The following is a 26,540-nucleotide window of genomic DNA, read 5'->3' as shown; positions in this document are numbered from 1 at the left end:
CGATTACATATGAAGATCATAATTTCACCGGCTAAGAAAATGAATATAAATACAGATGAACCCTTTGAGACCACCACGCCTGTCTTTTTAAAGGATGCCCGGGTCCTGAGAGGAAGACTGCGGGAAATGGAGTATGGGGAACTGAAAAAGCTGTGGCAGTGCAATGACAAAATTGCAGAAGAAAATTTTATGAGGCTAAAGGAGCTGGAGCTGGATACGCATTTGACACCGGCTGTGCTGTCCTATGAGGGCATCCAGTATCAGTATATGGCACCTCAGGTGTTTTCAGAGAGACAGTGGGCGTATGTAAAAGAGCACCTGCGGATCCTGTCAGGACTTTACGGTGTGCTGAAGCCTATGGATGGCGTGATCCCATACCGCCTGGAAATGCAGGCAAAATTAAGGACAGAGGATGCAAAAGACCTGTATGCCTTCTGGAGCGACAGGATTTACAGGGAGCTGTCGAAAGGAGAGGATTTTATACTGAACCTGGCCTCAAAAGAATACAGCAGGGCAGCAGAAAAATACGCAGGCGGAGAAACGCGCTTTGTCACCTGTATTTTCGGAGAGCTTCTGGACGGGAAGGTGAAGGTAAAGGGAACTATGGCGAAGATGGCCAGGGGTGAGATGGTGCGCTGGCTCTCAGAAAAGGATATCACGGAGCCGGAAAAGATCAAAGCGTTTACCGGTCTGTCTTATGGATACGACGAGGGCCGTTCCACAGAGAATGAGCTGGTCTTTTTAAAATAATGTGATAAAAGAAAGCCCCCGAATCCCGGCAAAGGGATAAGGGGGTTACTGCGTGTCAGAAGTCCCTGGTAATATTCTGCAGCCATTTGTAGCTCTTGTAATGCCGGTAAATAAAGGGCATTTTCACAAATTCATCCAGGCAGATGAGGAAATAGACCCACATAGGGGGAAGCTTCAGCAGGAAGGCGCTGATAAAGCCCAGAGGAACAGCGAACAGCCACATATCAATAAAGTCACAGAGGAATCCCCACCTGGAATCCCCGCCGGAGCGGAAGATACCGCAGATCACGGTGGTATTCATGGCCTGTCCCAGTACATAGTACATATTGATATAGAGCATGGTGCTCAGATATCCCTGCGCCGTTGGGGTCAGGTCAGCCATGTTCATAAACAGGGGGCGCAGAAGGAAAATAATGATTCCCCCCGCGATTCCGCTTAAAAATGTGATCTTGCAGAACCGTGTGGAATCCTCCTTCACCGTGTCCATAAACCCGGCGCCAATGGATTTGCCCAGAAGGATGGCGCCTGCGTTGGCAAGGCCGAAGCATACCACTGTGCCCAGATTCCTGGCTACGATCACCACGGCGTTGGCGGCCACCATGTCACTTCCCAGGTGTCCCATGATCACAGAGTACATGGAGAAGGCCACACCCCAGGAGACCTCATTTCCGAAGGCCGGCAGGGAGTAGCGTATAAAATCCTGAAACAGCAGCTTGTGGCGCTCAATAATGGTTTTTGGCCGGAACCGTATGGTCTTAAAACGGCAGGCATCCAGCAGACAGATGGCAAGCTCCACGCCCCTTGCAATGGTGGTTGCCATAGCGACTCCCACAATGCCCATTTTGGGAAGCCCGAACAGTCCGAAAATAAAAACAGCATTCAGAACAATATTCAGCCCCAGCGCAGATGCATTGGTGGCTGTGGCGAAGATCACCCGCTCTATGGAGCGCATGGTGCACAGATAGACCTGTGAGATGCTCATGAACAGGTAAGAGATACCCACGATCCTGAGATAGGGGATACCTGCGGTGATCAGCTCCTGGTCAGAGGTGAAGATCACCATGAGCAGTCTGGGGAAGAAACAGGCCAGTACAAAGAACAGGGAGGATATGAGGATCGACAGGCGCATGCCGATTCCCATGATCCGCTCAATGGTCTCAGTATCCTGTTTGCCCCAGTATTGTGCAGCCAGCATGATGACACCGGATGCTATGCCGGAGTAGACCAGATTCAGGATGAACATGATCTGGCTTGCCAGGGAACCGGCAGACAGGGCGGTCTGGCTGACCCAGCCCAGCATGATCACATCAGCGGAGCTTACCGCGGTGGTGATCAGATTCTGGATGACAATGGGCAGTGCCAGCCGGAACATATCTTTGTAAAAGGTGGATTGTCTTGTTGCAGCGATTTCCATTATGTAGAACCTCTCCTGATCCAAATAGTATTTTTGCAGTCTATCCTCTAGTATAATAGATTTTCCCGGAAATGTCATACAATAATTGGTGAAAAATCTATAATATTTTGACTTGTTCTTGTTTTTAAGAGGGTTTTTGTCTATAATGGAAAAAATAATGTGAATTTATATAAGGGAGAGAGAAGCCATGTATCGAGTATTGCTATTTGACCTGGACGGCACACTGACCGCATCCGGGGAAGGGATAACCAAGTCCGTTCAGTACGCCCTGCATAAGATGGGGAGAGAGGCGGAGGATTTGAAGGCGCTGGAGGTGTTTGTGGGCCCTCCGCTTCTGGAGCAGTTTATGCGATACTGCGGCATGTCAGAGGAGGAGGCGGTGCAGGCTGTCCGTTTCTACCGGGAACGGTACAATGTGACCGGCCTGTTTGAAAACAGTCCCTATGACGGCGTCAGGGAGATGCTGGAGACGCTGAGAGCCAGAGAATTTATACTGGGCGTGGCATCCTCAAAGCCGGACGGCATGGTAAAACGCATCCTGGAACACTTTGAGCTTTCAGAGTATTTCCATGAAATCGTGGGAAGCGACCCGGAGAAGATGAAAATGTCCAAGGCGGATGTGATCGAAATTATCCTTGAGAGACTGGGATACCGGGACAGAAGAGGGGAAGCGGTCATGATCGGGGACAGGGACCAGGATGTAAACGGCGCGGCTAAGGCTGAAGTTGCCTGCATAGGAGTCACATACGGATACGGCAGCTATGAGGAACTTTCACAGGCGGGAGCAGACAAGATCGTCCGGAGTGTAAAGGAACTGGAGGAGTACCTGCTGAATGGCTGAATGGTCAAGAGAAAAGAGGAATCAGATATGAATGGAAAGAAAATGTACGATATAGGAAAAGAACTGTTCTCCACCCCGGCTTATCCCGGGGACCCGGTGCCGGGAAAGACACCCTATTATGAGATAGAAAAGGGAGATGACTGTAATCTGACCGTGCTCACCATGGGAAGCCATAACGGCACCCACTTAGATGCGCCGAAGCACTTCTGTGCAGGAAAGCACGGAGTGGACAAAATCCCACTGGAAAAATGCATGGGAGTGTGCAGAGTCGCGGAATCTGCAGGCACAGTACGGGCGGAGGATATGGAACGGATGCTGGCGGACGGCACAAAAAAGCTGCTGGTGAAGGGGGATATTCTGCTGACGCCGGAAGCTGCCGCTGTGTGCGCCCGGGCAGAACTGGATCTGATCGGCGTGGAGGACCAGACCGTGGGAGATTCGGAGACCCAGAAGGAGATACACAGAATACTTTTGGGAGCAGAGATCGTAATCGTGGAGGGTCTTGTGCTGAAGGAGGTACCGCAGGGGGAATATTTCCTGGCAGCCCAGCCAATGAAAATGGCGGATCTGGATGGCTCACCGGTGCGTCCGGTTCTGATCGAGATATAAAAAAGGTGTCGGCAATTGCCGGCACCTTTTAAAATATTCAGGATACGGTTTCCCCGTTAAAGGATTCTGCCCCTGCGCCCCGCTTTTTCGGGTTGACCTGGGCAAGGATGATGGCAGCAAACATAAGTACACAGCCGGTGATCTCCTTGGCAGAGAGACTCTGGTGGAGAATCACCCATCCCGCCAGAACCGATACCACAGATTCCAGGCTCAGGATCAGGGAAGCGATGGTGGGATCACAGCCCTTCTGCCCGATGATCTGGAAGGTATAAGCCACTCCGCAGGAGAGGATTCCCGCATAGAGAATGGGCAGCCATGCCTGCAGGATATTGCTCATGCGCGGTGTTTCCAGCAGAAACATGGGAATTGCCGACAGAGCGGCAGATATAAAAAACTGGATGCAGGACAGCTTGGTTCCGCTGACCTTCGCAGAAAAGTGATCCACGATCATAATGTGGATGGAAAAACAGAAGGAGCAGATCAAGATAAGAAAGTCTCCTTTGCTCAGGGAAAAGCTTCCTGTCATACACAGAAGATACAGACCCACCAGCGCGATCACCACGCTGATCCAGATGCGTAGCCCGGGCTTCCTTTTCAGAAAGATTCCCAGTATGGGCACAAGGATGATATACAAAGCTGTGATAAATCCTGCCTTGCCCACCGTGGTGTACTGAATGCCCACCTGCTGAAGAGAGGTGGAAATAAAAAGCATCAGGCCGCAGAGACCGCCGCCTATGAATAGATCACGGGGGCGGTCAAAGGTCTGTGAGGACTGGCTGCCGTCATGGTCCTTCCGGACATTTTTTCTGCCCAGAAGGAAGATGCAGGGGATGAGGACCAGGCCGCCCAGCAGGGTCCTTACCATATTAAAGGTATAAGGACCCACATAGTCCATGCCTACGCTCTGTGCCACAAAAGCCACTCCCCAGATAACTGCGGCGGTGAACAGCAGCAGAAAATTCTTGGATTGTTTTGCTGTCATGTAGAAAGCTCCTTCTTACTGTTCCAGGCTCTTATGGTACTCCTGCAGGGATTTCAAAGAGCCGTGTTCCTTACGAATCACTGCTGCGATGCCTTTGGCACTTGCCAGGGCAGCAGACATGGTGGTCAGGTAAGGTATTTTTTTATTGATCGCTGTTTTTCTCAGGTAGGAGTCATCGTATTTGCTCTGTTTTCCGGCCGGAGAGTTTACGATCAGATCCACTTCCCCGTTTACCATGGCATCGTAGATGTTAGGACGGCCTTCCTGCAGCTTCTTGAGAATCTTGCAGGGAACTCCGTTTTCAGTAAAATACTGTCCGCAGCCCTCTGTGGATACAATGGTGAAGCCCAGCTCGTGAAGCTGTTTCGCAACCTCCAGAGCCTGAACCCGGTCTCCCTTGTTGACACTTACCAGTGCGTTGCCGGACAGCGGAAGCTTGGCGCCTGCTGCCTCCTGGGCTTTGTAGTATGCCAGGCCGAAGGACTCACTCAGGCCCAGAACCTCGCCTGTGGAACGCATTTCCGGTCCCAGAAGAGGGTCAACTTCCGGGAACATGTTGAACGGGAATACAGCTTCCTTGACACCGTAGTACGGATGTGCTTTTTCGGAGAAGGATGTTACGTCCGGGCGTTCCCCTGTCAGTTCATATGTCATGAGCTTTGTGGCGATATTGGCCATGTTGATGTTGCAGACCTTGGAAACAAGAGGCACAGTACGGGATGCACGGGGGTTGGCTTCCAGAACGTAAACTTTTCCCTCGCAGATGGCATACTGCATGTTCATAAGACCTACAACGCCCATCTCACAGGCGATGGCTGTGGTGTACTCACGGATGAGCTTTTTGTTCTCCTCGGAGATCTCCACAGACGGAATCACGCAGGCAGAGTCTCCGGAGTGGACACCGGCCTGTTCAATGTGCTGCATAACGGTAGGAACAAAAGCGTGGGAGCCGTCAGAGATGGCATCTGTCTCACATTCCAGCGCGTTCTGCAGGAATTTGTCCATGAGGATAGGACGTTCCGGTGTCACATCAATGGCTGCTGCCATGTAGTCACGGAGCATATTGTCATCATATACCACTTCCATTCCGCGGCCGCCCAGTACATAGGAAGGACGAACCATCATAGGATAGCCGATGCGGTGTGCGATTTCCAGTGCCTCATCCACATTGACAGCCATTCCTGATTCCGGCATGGGGATATTCAGCTTCTTCATCATGGCATTGAACAGGTCACGGTCCTCAGCCATATCAATGACAGCCGGGGAAGTACCCAGGATGTGGGCGCCGCGTCTTTCCAGTTCCGCCGCGATGTTGAGCGGTGTCTGGCCGCCGAACTGTACAATGACACCCAGCGGTTTTTCCTTATTATAGATAGACATGACATCTTCTACGGTCAGAGGCTCAAAGTACAGCTTGTCGGAAGTGTCGTAGTCTGTGGATACGGTCTCAGGGTTGCAGTTGACCATGATGGTCTCAAAGCCTAAGTCTCTCAGGGTAAAGGCAGCGTGTACACAGCAGTAGTCAAATTCAATACCCTGTCCGATCCTGTTTGGACCGCCGCCCAGTACCATGACTTTTCGTCCGTCTGATACGGGTGCTTTGTCCTCCCCGTTGTAGGTGGAGTAATAGTAGGCAGCAGGTTCTTCCACACCGCTTACCGGAACTGCATCCCAGCGCTCATTCATGCCCAGCGCTTCTCTTTTCCTGAACAGTTCCCATTCATCCACGTCCAGAAGCTCTGCCAGATATTTGTCGGAGAAGCCGTCCTTTTTAGCCTGAATCAGCAGTTCGTCGGGCAGGCTGCTGCCGCGGCAGGCCAGAATCTTTTCTTCCAGGTCAACCAGCTCTTTCATCTGTTCCAGGAACCACATTTTGATGCGTGTCATCTCATGAAGTTTGGCAAGCGGAGCGCCCTTGCGGATAGCTTCGTAGATGATAAACTGTCTCTCGCTGGTAGGCTCTGCCAGTTTCACATACAGCTCATCCAGAGTAAGCTCATGAAAATCCTTGGCGAATCCCAGACCGTAGCGGCCTTTTTCCAGGGAACGGATCGCTTTCTGGAGGGCTTCCTTATAGTTCTTGCCGATGGACATAACCTCACCCACAGCTTTCATCTGTGTGCCCAGCTTGTCCTCTGCTTTTTTGAATTTCTCAAAGGCCCAGCGCGCGAATTTCACAACCACATAATCGCCGGAGGGCTTGTAGTCTGCCAGGGAGCCTCCCTTATAATAAGGAATCTCTGCCAGTGTGAGTCCTGCAGCCAGCAGTGCGGACACATAGGCAATGGGGAATCCGGTCGCCTTGGAGGCCAGCGCTGAGGAGCGGGAGGTTCTCGGATTGATCTCAATGATGATGATACGGTCTGTCTTGGGATCATGGGCAAATTGTACGTTGGTTCCGCCGATGACACCGATGGATTCCACAATGGCGTGTGCCTGTTTTTCCAGACGGTCCTGTACCTCCTGGGAAATCGTCAGCATAGGAGCGGAACAGAAGGAATCACCTGTATGTACACCCATGGGATCAATATTTTCTATGAAACAAATGGAGATTTTTTTGCCTGTTGCATCGCGGACAACTTCCACTTCCAGCTCTTCCCATCCGATAACAGACTCTTCAATGAGAATCTGGTTCACCATGGATGCCGCAATACCGCGGGCTGCCACTTTTCTGAGCTCTTCCTCATTATATACAATACCGCCGCCGGTACCGCCCATGGTGTAGGCAGGACGGATGACACAGGGATATCCAAGCTCGGATGCAATCTTCACTGCCTCCTCAACGGTGTAAGCCGGTGCGCTCTTAGCCATCTCAATGCCCAGTTCGTTCATGGCCTGTTTGAAAGCGATACGGTCTTCGCCGCGGTTGATGGCGTCAACCTGAACGCCGATGACTTCTACCTTATATTTTTCTAAAACACCTGCGTTGTACAGCTCTTCGCAGAGGTTCAGTCCTGACTGTCCGCCCAGGTTTGGGAGCAGGGCGTCCGGTCTTTCTTTTTCTATGATCTCTGTGAGCCGGTCTACGTTCAGCGGTTCAATGTAAGTGACGTCAGCTGTTGCCGGGTCTGTCATAATGGTTGCCGGGTTGGAATTGACCAGTACGATCTCGTAACCCAGGCTTTTCAATGCTTTACATGCCTGTGTTCCGGAGTAGTCAAATTCGCATGCCTGTCCGATGATGATAGGTCCGGAACCGATAATCAGAATTTTGTGAATGTCATTTCTCTTTGGCATAGCTATCCTCCATTTTTTCTTTATGCTATAGAAACATGATAATAGAAGGCCTGTATATCACGCCTTCGGTCAGGGACAATTATAGCATAGTCATATATTTTGCCGCAAGAGTAAATAGGTCGAAAAAAGTAGATAAAATTTGCGGTTTGCGGTATACTCTTCAGGTAACCTGCATAAGGAAGGGGAATCCTATCGCCCAAAGGCAGGCAAAGAACAGAAGAACAGGAGTGAAACACACATGATAGCAGATAAGGAAGAAATCCATATCGGACAGGTCATAGTACATATTCTGGATTCCACAGTGGGCATGCCGGTACTGTCCGACAAGGTACTTGATTACGGTTCTGATTTTGCGGATTTTCTGAAAGCCCATATATTCAGGATTGACACAAGTGACGAGATACGAAGCTGCAGCTTTTCCGAGGAGGAGTCCACTATTTACAAGTACATGGAAGAATATGACTCTGAGAATTTTGTTGAGATTTCCAAGAAAACAGCCCAGGAGCTTTTCACCATCATGAACCAGAATATTGAGATCCCGCCCGCGGACCTTCTGGTGGCGGAATACCAGGTGGACCGTCATAAATATCTGGCGCTTTTAAAAATGAATTACCGCACATCCTACACCCATATGACAAGTGCGGACCCCTGGGGCAACAACAATGACATTATCATGCAGAAGGCCATCCTGCCGGGAGAGACACAGAAGCTTTCTGAAGCGGCCCTGCTTGACCTGGGAGCACCTAAGTATGTGCGCCTGGTGGAGAAAAAGTATGATGTGAACGGCGTAAAGACCAATTATTTTTCAAAACTGTTTTTAAAATGTCAGGGCTCCCTGTCTGCCAAGACGCGGCTTTCCATTGTGAATAAAGCGGTGACGGATGTGCAGAAAAAGTATTACAATGAGTCCGAGCAGTTTGAGGTGCAGATGGAGACCAAGAGCATCATCAATCAGGAGCTCTCAAGTGAAGGGGCACTGGATGTGCCTGTGGTTATAGAGAAGATCTTTAAGGAGCATCCCCAGATGAAGGAGGAGGTGCAGGAGAAGCTGGAGAAATACAATCTGGCCGAGACCCGGGTGGAACCACAGAATCCCACCACCACCAAAAAGTTCACAAAACAACACCTGCTCACCGACACGGGAATTGAGCTTAAAATCCCCATGGAGGAGTACAATAATAAGGATAAAGTGGAATTTATCACCAATCCGGACGGAACCATATCCGTTCTCATAAAAAACATCGGGAGCATTGAGAGTCGTTAATAAAATTGTGGCGTTTTATCAGACATTGTGATACAATATTTCAGCCGGAGGAGAAAAAATCCGGGATAAAAAAATAATGAGGTTGAGGAAATGGAAAGAGAAAAATTTTCTTCCAGACTGGGCTTTATCCTGATATCTGCAGGTTGTGCCATCGGTCTTGGAAATGTATGGCGTTTTCCCTACATAACGGGAAAGTACGGCGGTGCGGCGTTCGTCCTGATCTATCTGTTCTTTCTGATCGTTCTGGGGCTGCCGATCATGGTCATGGAATTTGCAGTGGGCAGGGCCAGCCAGAAGAGTATTGCCACCTCCTTCAATGTACTGGAGAAGAAGGGCAGTAAATGGCATATCTACCGATATTTCGGTATGGCAGGCAATTATCTGCTGATGATGTTCTACACCACCATCGGCGGCTGGATGCTGGCTTATTTTGTTAAAATGGTGAAAGGCGACTTTACGGGCCTTGACACGGAAGGAGTCAGTGCGGCATTCGGAAGCCTTTCCACGGACATGACCCAGATGATTTTCTGGATGGTCCTGATCGTAGTCATCGGTTTCGCAGTGTGCTCCATGGGTCTGCAGAAGGGTGTGGAAAAGATCACCAAGATCATGATGGTGGTGCTGCTGGCGCTGATGGTGCTTCTGGCTGTGCGCTCCTGTACGCTGGAGGGTGCGTCTGAGGGACTGAAATTCTATCTGCTGCCGGATTTCGGCAAGCTCTCCGAGTATAAAATCCAGGAGGTTATCTTTGCGGCCATGGGACAGGCGTTCTTTACCCTGAGCCTTGGAATCGGCGCCCTGGCTATTTTCGGAAGCTATATAGGCAAGGAACATAAGCTCACCGGGGAGGCTGTCAGCATTACGATCCTGGATACCATGGTGGCGCTCATTGCAGGGCTTATCATTTTCCCGGCATGCTCCGCTTTCAACGTCAATCCGGGAGAGGGCCCGGGTCTTGTGTTCGTGACCCTGCCCAATGTGTTTAATGCCATGAAGGGCGGAAGGTTCTGGGGAGCGCTGTTCTTCCTGTTCATGTCCTTTGCCGCGCTTTCTACCATTATCGCCGTGTTCCAGAATATCATATCCTTTGCGCAGGATCTGTGGAACTGGAGCGTGAAAAAGGCAGCGCTCATAAACGGTATTGCCATATTTCTGCTGTCCCTGCCCTGTATTTTCGGTATGACCATATTAAGTGACTTTACCATTCTGGGCAAGGATATCATGGGATTTGAGGATTTCCTGGTGAGCAACAATCTGCTTCCCCTGGGTTCCCTTGTGTATCTTTTGTTCTGTGTGACAAGATACGGCTGGGGATGGGAAAATTTCCTGAAGGAAGCCAATACGGGGGAAGGCATCTCCTTCCCCAGAAAAATAAAGGTTTATCTCACATTTATCCTGCCTGTCATTGTCCTTTATATTTTCGTGCAGGGATATTGGAGTCTGTTTCAGAGTTTATAGAAAATTCCCTTGAAATCAGTAAATTTTACAGGTATACTAGGGATAGAATGAAAATCTAAGTTACCGTTTATGGCGAAGCGTGTCTGACAGGTAACTGCCGAAGCAGCGGATGCTGTGCCGGGGAAGCATATTTTCCGGTATAAGGAGAATGTATATGGAACATGTAATGCTGACAAAACTGCGTGAAGCGGGGTGTGACATGGACGGCACACTGGAGCGTTTTATGAACAATGAAATGCTGTGCATGAAGTTTTTAAGAAAATTTCCGGAGGATACCACCTTTGGGGAGATGCAGAAGGCCTTTGCGCAGGGAGATGCGGAAGAGTTTTTTAAAGCTGCCCATACCATGAAGGGAGTATCCGGCAATTTGGGGCTTAGCTGCCTTTATGATGAGATGCAGCCTGCGGTGGAGAAGGGCAGAAGAGGTGAACTTCCCTCCCGGGAGGATATGGATGAAATCAAAAAGCAGTATGACCAGATAATAAAGATCATTACAGAAAATGAATAATGAAGAGGAATAACAGATGAAGAGAATTTTACTGAAACTGAGCGGAGAAGCACTGGCAGGTCCAAAGAAGACAGGTTTTGATGAGGCGACAGTCATGGAGGTTGCCCGCCAGGTAAAAGTTCTGGTGGATGAGGGAATCCAGGTGGGTATTGTCATCGGCGGCGGCAATTTCTGGAGAGGCCGTACCAGTGAGAATATTGACAGGACCAAAGCTGACCAGATCGGAATGCTTGCCACAGTCATGAACTGTATCTATGTATCTGAGATCTTCCGCACAGCAGGCATGAGAACCAGCGTCCTGACCCCGTTTGAATGCGGCTCCTTTACAAAATTATTTTCCAAGGACCGTGTCAATAAATATTTCGACCGCGGCATGGTAGTCTTTATGGCAGGCGGCACCGGCCATCCTTATTTCTCAACGGATACGGCAACGGTACTGCGCGCAGTGGAGATTGAAGCGGATATGATTTTCCTGGCAAAAGCAGTGGACGGCGTGTATGACAGTGATCCCAAGAGCAATCCGGATGCCAAGAAGTATGATGAGGTGAGCATCCAGGAAGTCATTGACAAAAAGCTGGCTGTTGTGGATATGACCGCCTCCATCCTCTGTATGGAAAATAAGATGCCCATGCTGGTGTTCGGGCTGAATGAGAAAGACAGTATTGTGAATACCGCGCACGGTAAATTCACGGGAACAAAAGTATTAGTATAATCTGGGAGGAAAACGAGTATGGCAACTGATGAGAGAATTGCAAAATATGAAGACAAGATGAACAAGACCATGGATGCCCTGGTAAAAGAACTGGGAACTATCCGTGCCGGACGTGCAAATCCGCATATTCTGGATAAAATCACCGTAGACTATTATGGAGCACCTACACCTCTGCAGCAGGTGGCAAATGTAACCGTTCCGGAACCCAGAATGATTCAGATCCAGCCATGGGAGGCTTCTCTGATCAAAGACATCCAGAAAGCGATCCTGACATCTGACCTGGGGATCAATCCCAATAATGACGGCAAATCGATTCGTCTGGTGCTGCCTGAGCTCACTGAGGAGCGCAGAAAAGAGCTGGTGAAAGACGTGAAGAAGAAAGGGGAGGCTGCCAAGGTAGCTATCCGTAATATCCGCCGCGATGCCAATGAGGCATTCAAAAAACTGGCAAAACAGGATGTATCTGAGGATGAGATCAAGGAGCTGGAAGATGTGATCCAGAAACTGACAGATAAGTTCGGCAAGAACATTGATAAGACAGTGGAAGAGAAATCCAAAGAAATCTTAACCGTATAATTTATAATCAAGAGGGGCACATACAAGAAAAAGGTATTGTGCCTCTTTTACGCGTAGGAGGAGAAAAACATGGTGATTCCAAATCATGTGGCGATCATTCTGGACGGAAACGGCCGCTGGGCCAAAGCCAAAGGAATGCCGAGGACATACGGGCATGTGAAAGGCTGCGAAAACCTGGAAAAAATATGTTCCATAGCCAAGGAGCTGGGAGTAAAATATCTCACGGTCTATGCCTTTTCCACTGAAAACTGGAAACGTTCCAAAGATGAAGTGGACGGCCTGATGAAGCTGTTCCGCAATTATATGAAAAAATGCCTGAAAATCGCAAGGGACAATAAGATGCGCGTCCGCGTGATCGGGGAGCCATCTGTCTTTGACGAGGACCTGCAGGCAAGGATCAGAGAACTGGAGGAGTATTCCAGCCAGTTTGATGAGCTGCATTTCCAGATCGCGCTGAATTACGGCAGCAGGGATGAGATCAAAAGAGCGGTGCAGGAACTTGCCGGGGATGTGAAAAAAGGCGTGCTGGACCCTGCGCAGATCACAGAGGATACCATATCCGGATATCTGGATACCAAGGGACTTCCGGACCCTGACCTGTTGATCCGTACCAGCGGGGAGGAGCGCCTTTCCAACTTTCTCATGTGGCAGCTTGCCTACACGGAGTTTTATTTTACCGATGTGGCATGGCCGGATTTTAACAAGGCTGAGTTTGAAAAGGCCATTTGGAAATTTAATCAGAGAGACCGCAGATACGGCGGCGTGAAGGAGGAGTAACATGTTCAAGACAAGGCTGTTAAGCGGAATTGTGCTGGTCATCATTGCCCTTGCCACCATTATTCCGGGAGGAATCGTGCTCTTTGCCACGCTGGCTGCCATCTCCCTCATCGGTATGCAGGAACTGTACAAAGCCATGAGAGTACATGAAAATCAGGCCGGCAGCCTGGAGATCATGGGGTATGCGGGGGCCATGGTTTACTACCTGACCCTTCTGCTGGACAGGGAAGAATTTTCCCTTATTGCCATTTTATTTGCATTGGTCCTCATTATGTCCGTGTATGTGTTTACATACCCAAAATACCATGCAGACCAGATCATGGCTGCCATGTTCGGTGTTATTTACGTGGCTGTCATGCTTTCTTATATCTATAAAACCAGGAATCTGGAAGGCGGTGCATGGCTTGTGGGCCTTATCTTTATAAGCTCCTGGGGCAGCGATACCTGTGCCTACTGTGTGGGAATGCTCATCGGCAAGCACAAAATGGCGCCTGTGTTAAGCCCGAAAAAATCCGTGGAAGGCGGTGTGGGCGGCGTTGTGGGGGCCGCGCTTCTGGGCGCCCTGTATGCAGTGGTGATTGCAAAATGGAACCCTGCTTCCGGCCATACGGCCCTTATGTATGCCCTGATCTGCGCGGTGGGTGCATTGATCTCCATGGTTGGAGATCTGGCGGCATCCGCGATCAAGAGAAACAAAGAGATAAAGGATTACGGCAGACTGATCCCGGGCCACGGCGGTATTCTGGACCGTTTTGACAGTGTCATATTTACGGCACCGTTCATCTATTTCCTGGCAAATGTACTGCTGTAAATGAGGTTGTGATGATATGAAGAAAATTGCGATATTAGGTTCCACAGGTTCCATCGGCACACAGACTTTGGATGTGGTGGGGAGAAATGATGACCTGCAGGTGGTGGGAATTGCCGCAGGCAGCAATATCCGGATGCTGGAAGAACAGATTCGGCGCTTTCATCCAAAGCTGGCGGCTGTGGGGGATGAAAAAAAGGCGGCTGAGCTAAGAAAAAGGGTCGCAGATACGGATTGTACGGTGACAGGAGGCATGGAAGGGCTTCTCGCCCTGGCTGCCATGCCGGAGTCGGATATACTGGTCACAGCCATTGTGGGCATGATCGGCATCCGCCCTACTGTGGAGGGTATCCGGGCCGGTAAGGATATTGCTCTTGCCAATAAGGAGACACTGGTGACAGCCGGGCATATTATCATGCCCCTTGCCAAAGAGTACGGTGTGCGTATCCTGCCTGTGGACAGTGAACACAGTGCCATCTTCCAGGCTCTGAACGGGGAGGACCCTTCCAGGATCCACAAACTGCTGATCACAGCTTCCGGCGGGCCTTTCCGGGGAAAGAAGCGGGAGGAGCTTACGAATATCCGTGTGGAGGACGCTCTGAAGCATCCCAACTGGGCCATGGGGCAGAAGATTACCATTGACTCCGCTACCCTGGTGAACAAGGGACTGGAGGTTATGGAGGCAAAGTGGCTGTTCCATATGGATCTGGACCGGATACAGGTTGTGGTGCAGCCTCAGAGTGTCATTCACTCCATGGTGGAGTTTGTGGACGGGGGCATCATTGCCCAGCTTGGAACTCCGGATATGCGGCTTCCCATTCAGTATGCCCTGTATGGGGGCGAGAGACGTTTTCTTCCCGGAGAGCGTCTGGATTTTGCGGCACTTGGATCTATCACTTTTGAGGAGCCGGATATGGACACCTTTAAAGGGCTGCCGCTGGCTATGGAGGCATCCAAAAGGGGTGGTTCCATGCCCACGGTATTCAACGCTGCAAATGAAAAGGCAGTAGGTATGTTTTTGAACAGAAAAATCGGTTTCCTGGATATTTATTCAATAATTGAAGAAGCTATGGAAAGACATAAAGTGATTGAGAATCCGGACGTAGATGAAATTACAGGCATCGAACAGGAGACTTACAGATGGATTGAAGGCAGGTGGTAGATTGAGTTTTTCCGGTATTATAAATATTTTGATTGCAGTTATTATCTTTTCCCTGATCGTTATTTTTCATGAGCTGGGACATTTTCTGCTGGCAAAGAGGAACGGCATTGCGGTGACGGAATTTTCACTGGGTATGGGACCGAGGCTGATTTCCACAGAGAAGGGCGGCACCAGATATTCCCTGAAGCTGTTTCCCATCGGCGGTTCCTGCCTGATGGTAGGTGAGGATGACGATGACGACAGCGCAGGTTCCTTTAACAATGCCTCTGTGTGGGCCAGAATCTCCGTGGTGGCGGCAGGTCCTGTGTTTAACTTTATCATGGCCTTTGTCTGCGCCATGATCATCACCAGCGTGGTGGGGTATGACCCGGCCAGAGTGACCGTTGTGCAGGAAGGGTCCGCGGCGGAAGCGGCGGGACTTAAGGAAGGCGACCTGATCACGGAATTCAACGGAAAGCATATTTCCATAGGCAGGGATTTGAGTCTTTACCAGACACTGCACGGGTATCAGGATAAAACCATTGATATGAAAGTGAAGCGGGAAGGGAAGACAGAGGACATTTCCTTTACTGCTGACAGCATAGAGAAGAAGATGCTGGGATTTACCTACAGCAGTGAAGGGCCTGCGCAGATCATGGAGATCTATATTGACAGTCCCATGATGAAAGCAGGTCTGCAGGCCGGGGATGTGATCACAGGCATTGCGGGCACGAAGATCACAGACGGAAAAGAGCTTCAGGATTATATGGAGGCGCATCCGCTCACCGGGGATGAGATCACTCTGACAGTGGAGCGTAACGGCAAGGAGCGGGAAGTTACGGCAAAACCTCAGATGCGGACTGTGGTCAGCAGCGGGTTTGACTATAACCTGTACAGAGAGAAGACCGGATTTTTAGGCGTGCTCAAATACAGCGCCGTGGAGGTCCGCTACTGGATCACCAGTACGGTTCAGAGCCTGGGACTTCTCATCAAGGGGACATTTTCCGTAAATGACCTGTCCGGCCCGGTGGGGATTGTGGACGCCATCGGAGATTCTGTCCAGGAGGCAAAATCCGAGGGCAGCGTGATATTGAGCATGCAGATGCTCTACTGGGTGATCCTTCTGTCTGCCAATCTGGGCGTTATGAACCTGCTGCCCATTCCGGCACTGGACGGAGGTCGTCTGGTATTCCTCATCATAGAGGCCATACGCGGCAAAGAGGTGAACCGGAATGTGGAGGGTATGATACACTTTGCGGGGTTTGTTCTTTTGATGCTGCTCATGGTGTTTGTCCTGTTTAATGATATCAAGAGGCTGTAAAAGAAAATCCGGGAGGGTTGGGTACAAAGAATCTGTACCCGGCCTTTCCGGATTTTTTGGTGATGGTTATACAAGTTCCGCGATTCTTGTGACGCCCACGTAGATCTCCTGTATTTTGTACCAGGTGGGATAATCCACAATGCCCGTGACAGGCAGGCTGAAGATCCGCTGAAAATCCCGTACAGCCCGCTGTGTGCCCTCCCCGTAGATGCCGTCCACGGTTACGGCCGGCAGTGCGGGATAGCCCTGGCGGATGGCATTTAGCTGTTCCTGTAGCTGCTCCACCTTGTCGCCGGAGCTGCCGATATCCAGATTGCTTCCCGGCCATGAGATGGGGATGCCGGCAATCTCCTCAGCCGTATTGATATACATGTTGTCACCGTAGAAATTCCGGAGGATCTCAATGGCGGTGTAGCCCTGGTCGCCCAGATACTTGGACCCCCACTGTGTCAACCTTATAGTAACAACGTACAAGTAACCGAAACCTTGATTTTACAGGCTTTTAGAGGTAATAATAGAAAACTTCAGCAAGATTTTCCTCTTTATGCCAGATGATTTTTTCTACAACACTTCTTATGGCTTCATTTTTCTGTTGGTCCGAAAACTCGTCAGATGATACGATGCTGTAAGCAGTCTGAATCCGTTCACGCATCTGGTTTGGGATATCTTCTGTGTTGGTGTCCACCTTTGCAGTGAGAGCCTCAATTTCTTTTAGTATATCGGATTTTTCTTTCAAAAGTAATTCCTTATTTTCTTTATATTCTTCCAGTGTGTCAATTCCATTTCGGTAAGCTTCTTTGATTCTGACTTCCTTCTGATCCACACGTTCCAACTGTTTGTTCAGTATTAAAATATCATCCTCGTGAATTATTTCCTCTTTCGATTTAATCTCGAATTGCAGATCACAACTGGACAGAGCATCCTCAATAGCGGACAATATCTCTGGTTCCAGGACTTTTGAGCTGACAGAGGCGGACGTCAGGCATTTGCCTTTTGCATAGCCATAACATGTAAAATAGCAGTAGTGCCGTCCGTACCTCTTATCTTTGACAGCTTTAGCAATCATGGTACGGCCGCAATATGGGCATTTTACGAGGCCGGAGAGCCAATGGCGATAAGTTGCGGAAGGACGGGCTCCCTTAGGCTTATATTCGCTCTCAAAGCGCTTCTGGGCGGCCTCAAAGACTTCCTGACTGATGATAGGCTCATGGTGGCCCTGAGATATTATCCATTCACTCTTATCCCGGATTTCATTGGTTTCATTGCAGGTGCGATACCATCGTATCATGCCATAATATGAGGGATTCTGCAGGATGTATTCTATGCTGCGGCGTTCAAAGCTTTTGCCATGTGATGTTTTGTATCCCCGGGCATTTAAATACTGGGCAATATTAAAAATACCACATGATTCATTGACATATTTTTCAAAGATAAGTTTGACAATCTTTGCCTCTTCCGGGACAATGACAGGCGGTTCTCCGTTCTTTTCGATTCGATATCCAAGAGGTGGGCGGGCCTGATAACCGCCGCGCATGGCCTTTTCTGTCATTCCCCTGGTCACTTCTCCGGATAGCCGGACAGAGTAATATTCATCCATCCACTCTATGATCCGCTCGATCAGGCTGCCGAAGGGACCTTCCACCACTGGTTCAGATACGCTGTATACTTCGATTTTGCATTGCTTACGCAGCAATGATTTATATACAATGGATTCCTCCTGGTTCCTGGCAAAACGGCTGTACTTCCATACTAAGATGATATCAAAGGGGGCCGGCTTCTGTTTGGCTAAGGATATCATGCGCATGAACTCCGGTCGTTTATCTGCCTTTTTTCCGGAGATTCCCTTTTCCATGAAAATATATTCTTCCGATATCAGGATGTTGTTTTGCTTTGCATAGTCCAGGAGCAGTCTTTTCTGTGCATCGGGTGATAGTTCATCCTGCATGTGGGTGGACACTCTTATGTACATGGCGCCCATTCTGGTTTCACTCATTACATCACTCCCTTTAAAAGGTATGAAAAAAGGGTATAAAAAATACACCCTAGTCAAATTAGAGGATGTATGGTAAACTTTACTTGTTGAAGGTAGGTGTTACCGTACATCCTTAGTTGATGGGGTACATCTATGAAAATCGGTCTCTGTTGGAGCAGGGGCCGGTTTTTTTTGTTTTATTGTTTCAGAGTACAGTTAAAGACATAAGGATTAAAGTCTAGATTGAAGTCGTCACTATGACCCTCAAGGTGAAGCTGAAAATCTGTGCTATCATCAAATGGAGGAAATACAATTATCCCAGACGAAGTAACACCTGGAAGGATATCATCAGAAATCCTTGGATAATCACCCTCAAATATAGATTGAGAAGCAGAATCAGTTTCATATTGTTGCGTGCCTTGTGTTACTTTAGCGCTGTAATCATAAATGTAGAATTTGCTATCAGAATTATTGGTTACAGTGATATATATTCTGGTCTCTGTGTCGGCAAATTGAATTTTATCGAGTGAAACAACTACGCCGTTTTGGTCAATAGGGGCATTGTAAGATACTTCATTTTTGGTAGGAACAACAATATCCATATATGTGGATACTTCTACAGTGTCTGCCTCAATTAACGGTACTTCCAAAGAGGCACCCATAAGGTTAGTTCCTTTATATGTACCTTTGATTTTTCCGTCCACAATCACATAATCTCCGTCATTATATGTTGCCGTAGGATTCTCAATCTTGACAATGAAATTCTGTGAATAGTCTGTGGTGTTATGATGAATTTGCAAAGCTGTAACATTGTCCTTTGTTTCTGGTGTTGTAAAGATCTTGCCTGTGAGTTTTACATATTTCCCTTTCAAGTCTTTGGGTGATGAAAAAAGTTGGCTTATCTGGTCTTCACTTATGTATTCTTTACCTGTGGGTTCTTCTTCTTTGGCAATAGTGCCCTCCTTTGTTGTAACCTTTTGAGTATCATTGCCCTTCGGGGAAACAGATGCATTATCACTACCACCTGATACGGCTATAAATACGCCAATTACTATTAAAACACATGCAGCGGCAATGATAGATATTAGAACCTTGTCTCCTTTTCTTAACGGCTTTTTTGCTTTCTTTTCCTGTGGAGCATATACTCGAGGCTCTGGTATAGACGATAGGGTATTTCCATTATTTGTTTCCTTTGCTATAGGGTGTCCACAATTAGGACATGCTGCAGCTTTGTCGGAAACTTCCTTACCACATTCCGGACATTTAATTAATGCCATAATATTTCCCCCTTTTTTATAAAAAATTTTATTAAAACGCCGTAGCGATTTAATCATGCTGCAAAGTTGTAAATCTGTAATGTTGGTTCAAATCGGATAAGATAATTCTTATACTGTATATAAGGATAGTATTTTTGCTTGAAAACCTGCAAAGCTTCTAAAAAGAACTCTTCTGTGACTTCAAGTTCTTCTGCTATTTCATAAGAATTTCGGCACCCCTTGCGATATGCTGCGATTAGTTTGTCCATTGTAATGATACGTTGATATCCCCACACTCTTGCTCTAAATTCCTGTTTTTGCTTTTCAATAGTATCTTGTTTAATGATATTACCATAGGTGGTGTAGTAGTGGCCGAGTTCTTCAGCTAAGACACAGGCCTTTTCAACAGATGTCTTAATATCTTTGTTTATGGCAATCCTATTTTGATGTATGCGCCCGTTGAATCCCGGTATATCTTTTTCTTTCACAATAAGGCCATGTGAGTCTGCTTCCAAGAGTAAATCTTCGTAATTCAAGCATATCACTCCCATTCCTTATCGTCGTTCATGATTTCGTCAGTTTTTTCTATATCTTCAGGTGTGGCGTCAGAACGTTTGCTGGCAGCATTCACAAAAACATTTCCATATACTTTTTCTTTAAATAATTTTTTTGCATTAAATTCCAGGTAATCGGTTGTAGAAGAAATTAGAGCGTTAATTTCAGCGCTATCTATTTCGGTAAAACCAGAGTCCCCAGTGAGATAGTAATGTTGTTTATTAAATGATAAATCGTAACCGAAAGAATTAAGCAATGTTTTTAATGCGAGCTCACTTTGGGTCATGTTAGAATCATCATCTTTTGTAAGTTTATGCTTCATGGCATATCTTACTATTTCCCTGTCTTCTTCTGCAACATATTGAAGTAAATAATCTGGAGTGAACCTTTCCATGGGAACATCTAAGCCCATGAGCCATTGCTCACTCACATCTAAGGCTGTAGCCAGGATAAAAAGTTTATCGGATTTTGGTTTCGTATACCCCGATCTATAATGACTAATTGTTGATTTTGATAATCCGGTTTTTTCTGCTAATTCTGTTGGTTTAATATTTTTTACAGAAAGAGCTTTGTTAAATCTTGTCTTGAAAGTTGCTATAGGCTCATTCATAATACTACTCCCTTCTTTAGATACATAATATCAAAAATGAAACTATATTTCAAGTGTTTTGAACAAAAAAGTTTAAAAATTGAAAATTATATATTGACATTAGGTCTTGGATAGAGTATATTAACAGTAGTTTCAAAATTGAAACAAGGAAGGAGGGATATAAATTGTGTGAAAAAATTATTTTTGATTACAGTAAATTAAAGGGAAGAATAGTTGAGAAATTTAAGACACAAGGTAATTTTGCAAGCATAAATCAACTATCAGACAGGTCAATGTCCTTGAAATTAAATAATGGAATTGGCCTTTCACAGGACGAAATTTTGAAATGGTGTAAATTGCTTGATATAGAGACAGCGGAGATTCCTGTATATTTTTTTAAACAAAAAGTTTCAAAATTGAAACAGAATAAGGAGAAGACATGAACCAGTTAAAGATTTTTGAAAACACAGAGTTTGGGCAAATACGGACAGTAACTATTGATAACGAGCCTTGGCTTGTGGGGAAAGATGTAGCTACAGCATTAGGTTATGAAAGAACGGCTGATGCGATTAGACAGCATGTTGACTCCGAGGATAAAGGGGTCGGTGAAATACAGACCCCTGGTGGGAAGCAAACAATGACAATTATCAATGAATCCGGCCTTTACGCTCTTATATTCGGAAGTAAGCTGGAGTCAGCACAGCGTTTCAAACATTGGGTAACATCAGAAGTGCTTCCTGCCATTAGAAAAACAGGCTCATATGCAATACCACAGGGTAAGGAACTTCTTGCGATGGCTGTCCTGGAAGCTCAGAAAACCATTGAACAGCAAACTGCCCAGATTGAAGAAATGAAGCCCAAAGCTATCTTTGCTGATGCCGTAGCCACATCTAAACAATCTATTCTGATTGGGGAATTGGCGAAGCTCTTAAAGCAGAATGGTTATGATACTGGAGAGAAGAGATTATTTACATATCTCAGAGATAATGGTTATCTTATCCGCAGAAAAGGGACGGACTATAATGCTCCCACGCAGAGGAGCATGGAAATGAGATTGTTCGAGGTTAAAGAGACAGCAATCACTCATTCAGATGGGCACACCACAGTTAATAAAACTACGAAAGTGACAGGAAAAGGACAGCAATATTTTATCAATAAGTTTCTCAACGAGAAAGTCGGATAAGGAACCCAGACAACCTTAATTACATACCATAATCAGGGAGGTGCTGATATGGCCTATCGCAATGTAACCATTATCGACGGTAGAAAAGTAGAACTGAAAGACCTGGAAGATAAAGACCGGGAAAGGCTGGTTGCAGAATTGTGCCGCAGGATGGCAGGCAAATTAGGATATACAGAGGTTAAAACCGCCAAATAAGGCGGTAAGAAAGGAGGGACAAGTTCATGCACTACACCACAGTAAAAGACGCCGCGATCTGTACCGCCCTTGCTGCTTCAAACGGATGGTGGCAGCCACGGGACGCACCGCAGGCAGTTATGTGCTACATAGTTATATTTATGTTGCTGGTTGTTGGTCTGGAGGCGGCACGAGATTGGGAGGAAAGGAGAAAGAGGAAACATGACTTTTCGGGAAAAATTAATGAAAGAGCATCCTGAATGTATCAATGAAAATTTTGATGGGGGATGCAAATACTGCCCAGACTCATTTGGGTATGAGTATTACAGCTATTGCAACGATTGCAACGATAGTGTGGATTGCCGGGAATGCTGGGACCGGGAAATGCCAGAGGAGGAGTAACTATGGATAAATTAAAATCAGATAGCGATATCATGGTATATCTGCGCAACGTGCGCATCGCGCTGCAGAAGATATCGGCGCAGACAGGACTCAATATAGATATCCGGGCTACGCCTGACGGGTATGCATATGTAGAGGCTGGGGACTACATGGCGATACAGTATGACAATGATACTGGATTTGGCGAGACGTATGAGTATCGGTCAAAAACATATTTCAGCACCTGGAGAGATGTGGAGTTGCAACAAATAGTTCTTGGTGGAGAGCCAACTAAAAAAGGTCCTGCGCCGGCAAGCAAACAGGACCACTGATAAAAACTTATCAACTTTATTATAGGGGATGAATGGAGGCTCAGTCAAGAGATGAATAGGGCAAGAAGGAAAAGAATTGACGAGGTCATCGGTAAGCTACAGGACCTACAGGGAGAAATTGAAGATATTACGAGCGAAGAAGAAGAGTACAGGGACAACATGCCAGAAAATCTGGTTAATTCTGAAAAATATGAAACTGCTGAAACTGCTTGTGGGTCGCTGGATTCAGCATATAGTGCCGTCGGGGAAGCTGTGGACATGCTGGAAGAATCAAAGGGATAAGATTGTGAGGTTAAAACAGGATGGAGATTAGATTAAAAAAACTGACGTTGCAGAATTTTATGAATTACCATGAGAAATCCGTTGATTTTGCAGAGATTACAAAAATTATCGGTAAGAATGGTAAAGGAAAAAGTAGTATTCTGACCGGGTATACATGGCTACTTTTTAACTGCGATTATGAATTGAGGGACAATCCGAAAATCCGCAGGGAGATAGATGGTGTAGCTGTAGCTGATATGGATGTTTCTGTAGAGGGAGTATTTGAGTTCAACGGGAAGGAGGTTGTTGTTAAGAAAGTCCAGAAGCGCAAATTTGGAAGAGATGGGGTTTCTTATTCGGATAATAATACATACTTCATCAATGAAGTTCCCAAAACGATGCGGGATTTTAATGATTATTTTGACCTGGATATGGATGTCTTTAAAATATGCTCCAGTATCAATGCTTTCTTAGCCAAAAAACCGAAAGAAATGCGGGATTTCTTATTTGGAACTGTCGACAGTGTGACCAATCTCGACGTATCAGAGAAATTTGGGGATCTGGCTGAATTGGTCCCGCTCCTCCAACAGTATGAGCTGGAAGAGATTGTTGCCATGAATAAGGCCAGTAAGGCTAAGATTTCCAAGGAACTTCCTATCTTGGAAGGGCAGATAAAGGAAAAAGAACGTGATTGTGCGGTGGTTATTGACACTGCTGAACTGGAGCTGCAGGCGAATTATCTCAGAGAGCAGATTGACATTACAGAACGTCAGATGGAAGATACAAGCTCTGCGATCAAAGAATACGATAAGGTATCCACCGAAATCATTCGTGTAAAAGGTAGAATGAGGGAGATTATTGATAAGGCTAATGCTTCTTTACATGAAGAACGAAACTCCATTCAGAAGCGAATCGACGAAGCTACGGAGGGGGTTGAAAAGTCGAGGAATCAGGTTAAGTTATCTGAGATGCGGATTGAACAGTTGAAGAAAACGATTGAACAGAATGAGGCTGAAAAAATCCGCCTACATGAGTTATGGAAGGAAGAGAAAGGGAAAACTTATCCGGAGTATGAAGAAATTCCTGAATTTGATGAAAATGCTCTCATATGTCCAACCTGCGGACAAATGCTTCCAGACGAATTGAAGCAGCACAAGCTTACCGATTATGAGGAACAAAAATGCAAGAGCAGAATAAGCTATGACAATGCAAAGGCAGAATTTGAAAAAGCAAAAAACAGCAGGATTATGGAGATTAACACACAAGGTAAAGCAGTTGTGGATTCTATTGAGAGGGACATAAAGGAGATTGAACAGTTAGAGGAAAAGATTGACCAGATCAAAGAAGATGCGATCCAATTCAGTTCAGAAATAGTGGATGCTATGGAAGAATTGGCTAAATCACCTCAAACTCCCGATTTGTCTGACAATCAGGAATACGAGGTCTTGCAGAAAGAATTGTCTAATCTGGAAGAAGCTGGGCGGAATATGGACATTGGTGCGGGCTATCGCAAACAGCTTAGAACCGAACTTTCTGGTTTACGTGAAGAATTATCGGAAGTGGAGAAGAGGATTGCGTCAGCAGACACAACGGAAGCTGAGGAACGCCTTGAAGAACTTAGGAAGAACCGTATCAATATGGAACAAGCGAAAGCAGATTGTGAGAAGATACTTTTCCTGGTCGATAAACTGGACAAACATAAGAATGAGATGCTTGCAGACAGTATAAATGCACAGTTTAAGTATGTGGATTGGCAGTTGTGGGAGACAAATAAATCAGATAATTATAAAAGTGTGTGTATCCCGACCATTGATAAGAAATCACTGATTGACATTTCTTCAAATAAAGGCAATCGAATCCTCGGGAGATTGGATATCTGTAATTCTATCCAGAAGATTACAGGAATCAACTGTCCGGTATTTCTTGATGATGCAGAAAGTCTGGATAGCGAAAATATGGACAAATCCTTGAAAATGATGGATTGTCAGATGGTTATATTGATGGTATCTGATGATGAAGAGCTGAGAGTGGAGGTGCAAAAGTGAGCTTGAGATTAAAAGAAGGGGTGCCTTTTGAGGCATTGAAAAAATATGGATTCAGAACGGGCAAAGAATGGGCAGATTCCGGTGAGCGTTGTCTGGTTGGTCTAGGTTATGAGTATCAGCATGGTTGGTGGCATAAATTTTCGATGGACGAAGAAGAGCCGGAAAAAGTTGCTTATACGGATGATGAATATGATATTCCGATGGTACAGATATCCATCAGGACGCAAGAAAGCTTCGGGAATGACTTGTATATTGATTGCGCTCCATCTTGTACATATCATATTGGCGGTCATGAGTTAACTGTGTTGACAGACACATTGTTCGACATGATATCAGATGGCGTGCTGGAAAAAGTGGAGGAGAAACCATGAATTTAATCAAAGTAAGATTTTTAAAAGATAACCAGCCCACTGGAAAAGCTTACACGTATGATTCTCCGGTAGCCGTAAAACCCGGTGATATCGTCCAGATTGATTCTTCTGCCACGGGGGTTGTCGTGGAGACGAACGTGTCTGAGGAAGAAGTGGCAGGGTTCCGGGATAAGGTGAAGAGTATTATTGGAATTGTAAAGGACAAATATGGATCTGTTGAAAATGTCACTGTTCTTGAAAATTTCATCGGAAAAACTTTCGTAAAAGTCGAGAACATCAGAAATGAAGAGTTGGTTTTTATACTTCCAGATGGAACACGATATATATTCTACCATGCACAGGATTGTTGTGAGAATGTCTTCATAGAAGATATTTGTGGGAATCTAAGCGATTTGGAAAATAGTCCAATTAAAATGGCAGAGGAAATTTGCCATGAAAATATGGACGATGGATGCTGTGAAAGTATGACGTACACATTCTACAAATTTGCAGCACTTAAAGGATATGTGACTATTCGCTGGTGTGGCACTTCCAATGGGTATTATAGCGAGCGTGTAGATTTTAAAATTGAAGGAGGTGCCCGCCAATGAATAACCCTAATCAATGTTGCGGCACCTATAAATCCCACATCAATCTGTCCGGGGAATGGTGCTGTGACAATGAGGACAGTGAAGGATATGGGCTGTGTACTGCCTATGATGATTTTTGCGAAGAATGCGAAGGGAGGAAATGTTAGATGGCAAAGACAGAAGTATATACTTGCGATATTTGCAAGCAGAGCAAAAGCAGGGATGACTTGGCGAAGATTACAGTTAGGACAGAGGGTATCCATATTAAAAATCATGTAAATTACAGTGGTTTACAAATTGATGTGTGTCCGGATTGTTTAAGAAAAAAAGGATTTGTAGTTGAAGCAAAGACCAAGGAAGAAATAGAGCAGGCAAAGAAACAGAATGAAGTTTCCCTTGAAGATAAGATTTATGATTTCTTGTCTGACATGGGTGTGGTATTCACAGAATAAGG

The 26,540-nt window shown here is 46.5% G+C and carries 30 protein-coding genes and 1 pseudogene; 23 read left to right on the top strand and 8 right to left on the bottom strand.

The features are described from left to right. Nucleotides 1-9: 9 nt before the first annotated feature. Entirely contained in the window at nucleotides 10-750 is a 741-nt protein-coding gene (gene yaaA, locus V8Q34_RS15035; protein WP_335835837.1) for a peroxide stress protein YaaA, read from the top strand. Nucleotides 751-805: 55 nt separating this feature from the next. Here yaaA and V8Q34_RS15030 read toward each other — a convergent pair whose 3' ends face one another. Then, nucleotides 806-2,164 (bottom strand): MATE family efflux transporter, encoded by a 1,359-nt coding sequence (locus tag V8Q34_RS15030; RefSeq protein WP_033143430.1) that lies wholly within the window; start codon nucleotides 2,162-2,164, stop codon nucleotides 806-808. Between the two features lie 187 nt (nucleotides 2,165-2,351). Between V8Q34_RS15030 and V8Q34_RS15025 the strand changes: the two genes are divergently transcribed. Both V8Q34_RS15025 and V8Q34_RS15020 read left to right on the top strand, forming a co-directional pair. Next, complete coding sequence (locus tag V8Q34_RS15025; RefSeq protein ID WP_335835836.1) at nucleotides 2,352-3,005, top strand: HAD-IA family hydrolase; 654 nt, start codon at nucleotides 2,352-2,354, stop codon at nucleotides 3,003-3,005. Between the two features lie 27 nt (nucleotides 3,006-3,032). Continuing rightward, nucleotides 3,033-3,614, top strand: a complete 582-nt coding sequence (locus V8Q34_RS15020) for a cyclase family protein (RefSeq protein ID WP_256139293.1) — start codon at nucleotides 3,033-3,035, stop codon at nucleotides 3,612-3,614. A gap of 37 nt (nucleotides 3,615-3,651) precedes the next feature. Here the strand turns inward: V8Q34_RS15020 and V8Q34_RS15015 are convergent, their stop codons facing one another. Beyond that, the gene (locus tag V8Q34_RS15015) at nucleotides 3,652-4,596 is read right to left on the bottom strand and encodes a DMT family transporter (protein WP_335835835.1); all 945 of its coding nucleotides are present in this window, start codon (nucleotides 4,594-4,596) and stop codon (nucleotides 3,652-3,654) included. 15 nt (nucleotides 4,597-4,611) lie between these two features. Further along, nucleotides 4,612-7,833 carry a carbamoyl-phosphate synthase large subunit gene (gene carB, locus V8Q34_RS15010; RefSeq protein WP_033143427.1) on the bottom strand — a complete coding sequence of 1,074 codons (3,222 nt, stop codon included), beginning with the start codon at nucleotides 7,831-7,833 and terminating at the stop codon, nucleotides 4,612-4,614. 238 nt (nucleotides 7,834-8,071) lie between these two features. On the opposite strand from carB, the gene V8Q34_RS15005 reads away from it, so the two are divergent. From V8Q34_RS15005 to rseP, 9 genes are all read left to right on the top strand, one after another. Then, nucleotides 8,072-9,097, top strand: coding sequence for a nucleoid-associated protein (locus V8Q34_RS15005; protein ID WP_033143426.1), 1,026 nt, complete (start codon nucleotides 8,072-8,074; stop codon nucleotides 9,095-9,097). 90 nt (nucleotides 9,098-9,187) lie between these two features. Continuing rightward, entirely contained in the window at nucleotides 9,188-10,555 is a 1,368-nt protein-coding gene (locus V8Q34_RS15000) for a sodium-dependent transporter (RefSeq protein ID WP_033143425.1), read from the top strand. A 154-nt stretch (nucleotides 10,556-10,709) separates the two neighbouring features. Further along, nucleotides 10,710-11,063, top strand: a complete 354-nt coding sequence (locus V8Q34_RS14995; RefSeq protein WP_033143424.1) for an Hpt domain-containing protein — start codon at nucleotides 10,710-10,712, stop codon at nucleotides 11,061-11,063. Between the two features lie 16 nt (nucleotides 11,064-11,079). Next, nucleotides 11,080-11,775, top strand: a complete 696-nt coding sequence (pyrH, locus tag V8Q34_RS14990; protein ID WP_033143423.1) for a UMP kinase — start codon at nucleotides 11,080-11,082, stop codon at nucleotides 11,773-11,775. Between the two features lie 18 nt (nucleotides 11,776-11,793). Then, a complete protein-coding gene (frr, locus tag V8Q34_RS14985) occupies nucleotides 11,794-12,351 on the top strand; it encodes a ribosome recycling factor (RefSeq protein ID WP_033143422.1) in 558 nt (185 codons plus the stop codon). Nucleotides 12,352-12,420: 69 nt separating this feature from the next. Next, a complete protein-coding gene (locus tag V8Q34_RS14980; RefSeq protein WP_335835834.1) occupies nucleotides 12,421-13,128 on the top strand; it encodes an isoprenyl transferase in 708 nt (235 codons plus the stop codon). Between the two features lies 1 nt (nucleotide 13,129). Then, entirely contained in the window at nucleotides 13,130-13,939 is an 810-nt protein-coding gene (locus tag V8Q34_RS14975; RefSeq protein ID WP_033143420.1) for a phosphatidate cytidylyltransferase, read from the top strand. Nucleotides 13,940-13,955: 16 nt separating this feature from the next. Beyond that, nucleotides 13,956-15,098 (top strand): 1-deoxy-D-xylulose-5-phosphate reductoisomerase, encoded by a 1,143-nt coding sequence (dxr, locus tag V8Q34_RS14970; RefSeq protein ID WP_148392908.1) that lies wholly within the window; start codon nucleotides 13,956-13,958, stop codon nucleotides 15,096-15,098. After that, a complete protein-coding gene (rseP, locus tag V8Q34_RS14965) occupies nucleotides 15,082-16,398 on the top strand; it encodes an RIP metalloprotease RseP (RefSeq protein WP_305145664.1) in 1,317 nt (438 codons plus the stop codon). The genes dxr and rseP overlap by 17 nt, the downstream gene beginning before the upstream one ends. Nucleotides 16,399-16,464: 66 nt before the next feature. Here rseP and V8Q34_RS14960 read toward each other — a convergent pair. The 5 genes and pseudogenes from V8Q34_RS14960 to V8Q34_RS14940 form a co-directional block, all read right to left on the bottom strand. After that, nucleotides 16,465-16,851 (bottom strand): annotated as a pseudogene (locus V8Q34_RS14960) (peptidoglycan-binding protein); the annotation flags it as partial. A gap of 49 nt (nucleotides 16,852-16,900) precedes the next feature. Next, on the bottom strand, nucleotides 16,901-18,391 hold the full coding sequence (locus V8Q34_RS14955; protein ID WP_335835833.1) for a recombinase family protein: 1,491 nt from the start codon (nucleotides 18,389-18,391) through the stop codon (nucleotides 16,901-16,903). Nucleotides 18,392-18,567: 176 nt separating this feature from the next. Further along, complete coding sequence (locus tag V8Q34_RS14950) at nucleotides 18,568-19,647, bottom strand: zinc-ribbon domain-containing protein (RefSeq protein WP_335835832.1); 1,080 nt, start codon at nucleotides 19,645-19,647, stop codon at nucleotides 18,568-18,570. 53 nt (nucleotides 19,648-19,700) lie between these two features. Continuing rightward, nucleotides 19,701-20,162, bottom strand: a complete 462-nt coding sequence (locus tag V8Q34_RS14945; RefSeq protein WP_335835831.1) for an ImmA/IrrE family metallo-endopeptidase — start codon at nucleotides 20,160-20,162, stop codon at nucleotides 19,701-19,703. Between the two features lie 5 nt (nucleotides 20,163-20,167). Beyond that, nucleotides 20,168-20,791, bottom strand: coding sequence for a helix-turn-helix domain-containing protein (locus V8Q34_RS14940; RefSeq protein WP_335835830.1), 624 nt, complete (start codon nucleotides 20,789-20,791; stop codon nucleotides 20,168-20,170). A 164-nt stretch (nucleotides 20,792-20,955) separates the two neighbouring features. Between V8Q34_RS14940 and V8Q34_RS14935 the strand changes: the two genes are divergently transcribed. From V8Q34_RS14935 to V8Q34_RS14885, 11 genes are all read left to right on the top strand, one after another. After that, nucleotides 20,956-21,213: a DUF739 family protein gene (locus V8Q34_RS14935; protein ID WP_335835829.1), complete on the top strand. Its 258-nt coding sequence runs from the start codon at nucleotides 20,956-20,958 to the stop codon at nucleotides 21,211-21,213. Continuing rightward, nucleotides 21,210-21,953, top strand: a complete 744-nt coding sequence (locus V8Q34_RS14930; RefSeq protein ID WP_335835828.1) for a phage antirepressor — start codon at nucleotides 21,210-21,212, stop codon at nucleotides 21,951-21,953. Before V8Q34_RS14935 ends, V8Q34_RS14930 begins: the two co-directional genes overlap by 4 nt. Before the next feature lie 48 nt (nucleotides 21,954-22,001). Further along, nucleotides 22,002-22,148, top strand: coding sequence for a hypothetical protein (locus tag V8Q34_RS14925; RefSeq protein WP_335835827.1), 147 nt, complete (start codon nucleotides 22,002-22,004; stop codon nucleotides 22,146-22,148). A 26-nt stretch (nucleotides 22,149-22,174) separates the two neighbouring features. Continuing rightward, nucleotides 22,175-22,387 (top strand): hypothetical protein, encoded by a 213-nt coding sequence (locus tag V8Q34_RS14920; protein ID WP_335835826.1) that lies wholly within the window; start codon nucleotides 22,175-22,177, stop codon nucleotides 22,385-22,387. Nucleotides 22,388-22,531: 144 nt separating this feature from the next. After that, nucleotides 22,532-22,840 carry a hypothetical protein gene (locus V8Q34_RS14915; protein WP_335835825.1) on the top strand — a complete coding sequence of 103 codons (309 nt, stop codon included), beginning with the start codon at nucleotides 22,532-22,534 and terminating at the stop codon, nucleotides 22,838-22,840. A gap of 51 nt (nucleotides 22,841-22,891) precedes the next feature. Next, nucleotides 22,892-23,122, top strand: coding sequence for a hypothetical protein (locus V8Q34_RS14910; RefSeq protein WP_335835824.1), 231 nt, complete (start codon nucleotides 22,892-22,894; stop codon nucleotides 23,120-23,122). 20 nt (nucleotides 23,123-23,142) lie between these two features. Continuing rightward, on the top strand, nucleotides 23,143-25,146 hold the full coding sequence (locus tag V8Q34_RS14905) for an AAA family ATPase (protein ID WP_335835823.1): 2,004 nt from the start codon (nucleotides 23,143-23,145) through the stop codon (nucleotides 25,144-25,146). Next, nucleotides 25,143-25,517 (top strand): hypothetical protein, encoded by a 375-nt coding sequence (locus V8Q34_RS14900; protein WP_335835822.1) that lies wholly within the window; start codon nucleotides 25,143-25,145, stop codon nucleotides 25,515-25,517. Before V8Q34_RS14905 ends, V8Q34_RS14900 begins: the two co-directional genes overlap by 4 nt. Next, complete coding sequence (locus tag V8Q34_RS14895) at nucleotides 25,514-26,107, top strand: DUF7448 domain-containing protein (RefSeq protein WP_335835821.1); 594 nt, start codon at nucleotides 25,514-25,516, stop codon at nucleotides 26,105-26,107. The genes V8Q34_RS14900 and V8Q34_RS14895 overlap by 4 nt, the downstream gene beginning before the upstream one ends. Next, on the top strand, nucleotides 26,104-26,253 hold the full coding sequence (locus V8Q34_RS14890; RefSeq protein ID WP_335835820.1) for a hypothetical protein: 150 nt from the start codon (nucleotides 26,104-26,106) through the stop codon (nucleotides 26,251-26,253). The genes V8Q34_RS14895 and V8Q34_RS14890 overlap by 4 nt, the downstream gene beginning before the upstream one ends. Further along, nucleotides 26,254-26,538, top strand: a complete 285-nt coding sequence (locus V8Q34_RS14885; protein WP_335835819.1) for a hypothetical protein — start codon at nucleotides 26,254-26,256, stop codon at nucleotides 26,536-26,538. Nucleotides 26,539-26,540: the final 2 nt, after the last annotated feature.

It is taken from the genome of Blautia sp. JLR.GB0024 (genome assembly GCF_037000545.1).
Classification (GTDB): Bacteria; Bacillota; Clostridia; order Lachnospirales; family Lachnospiraceae; genus Blautia; species Blautia celeris.
The sequence above is the reverse complement of the archived record's forward strand: the minus strand, read 5'-3'. Positions and strand labels throughout refer to the sequence as shown.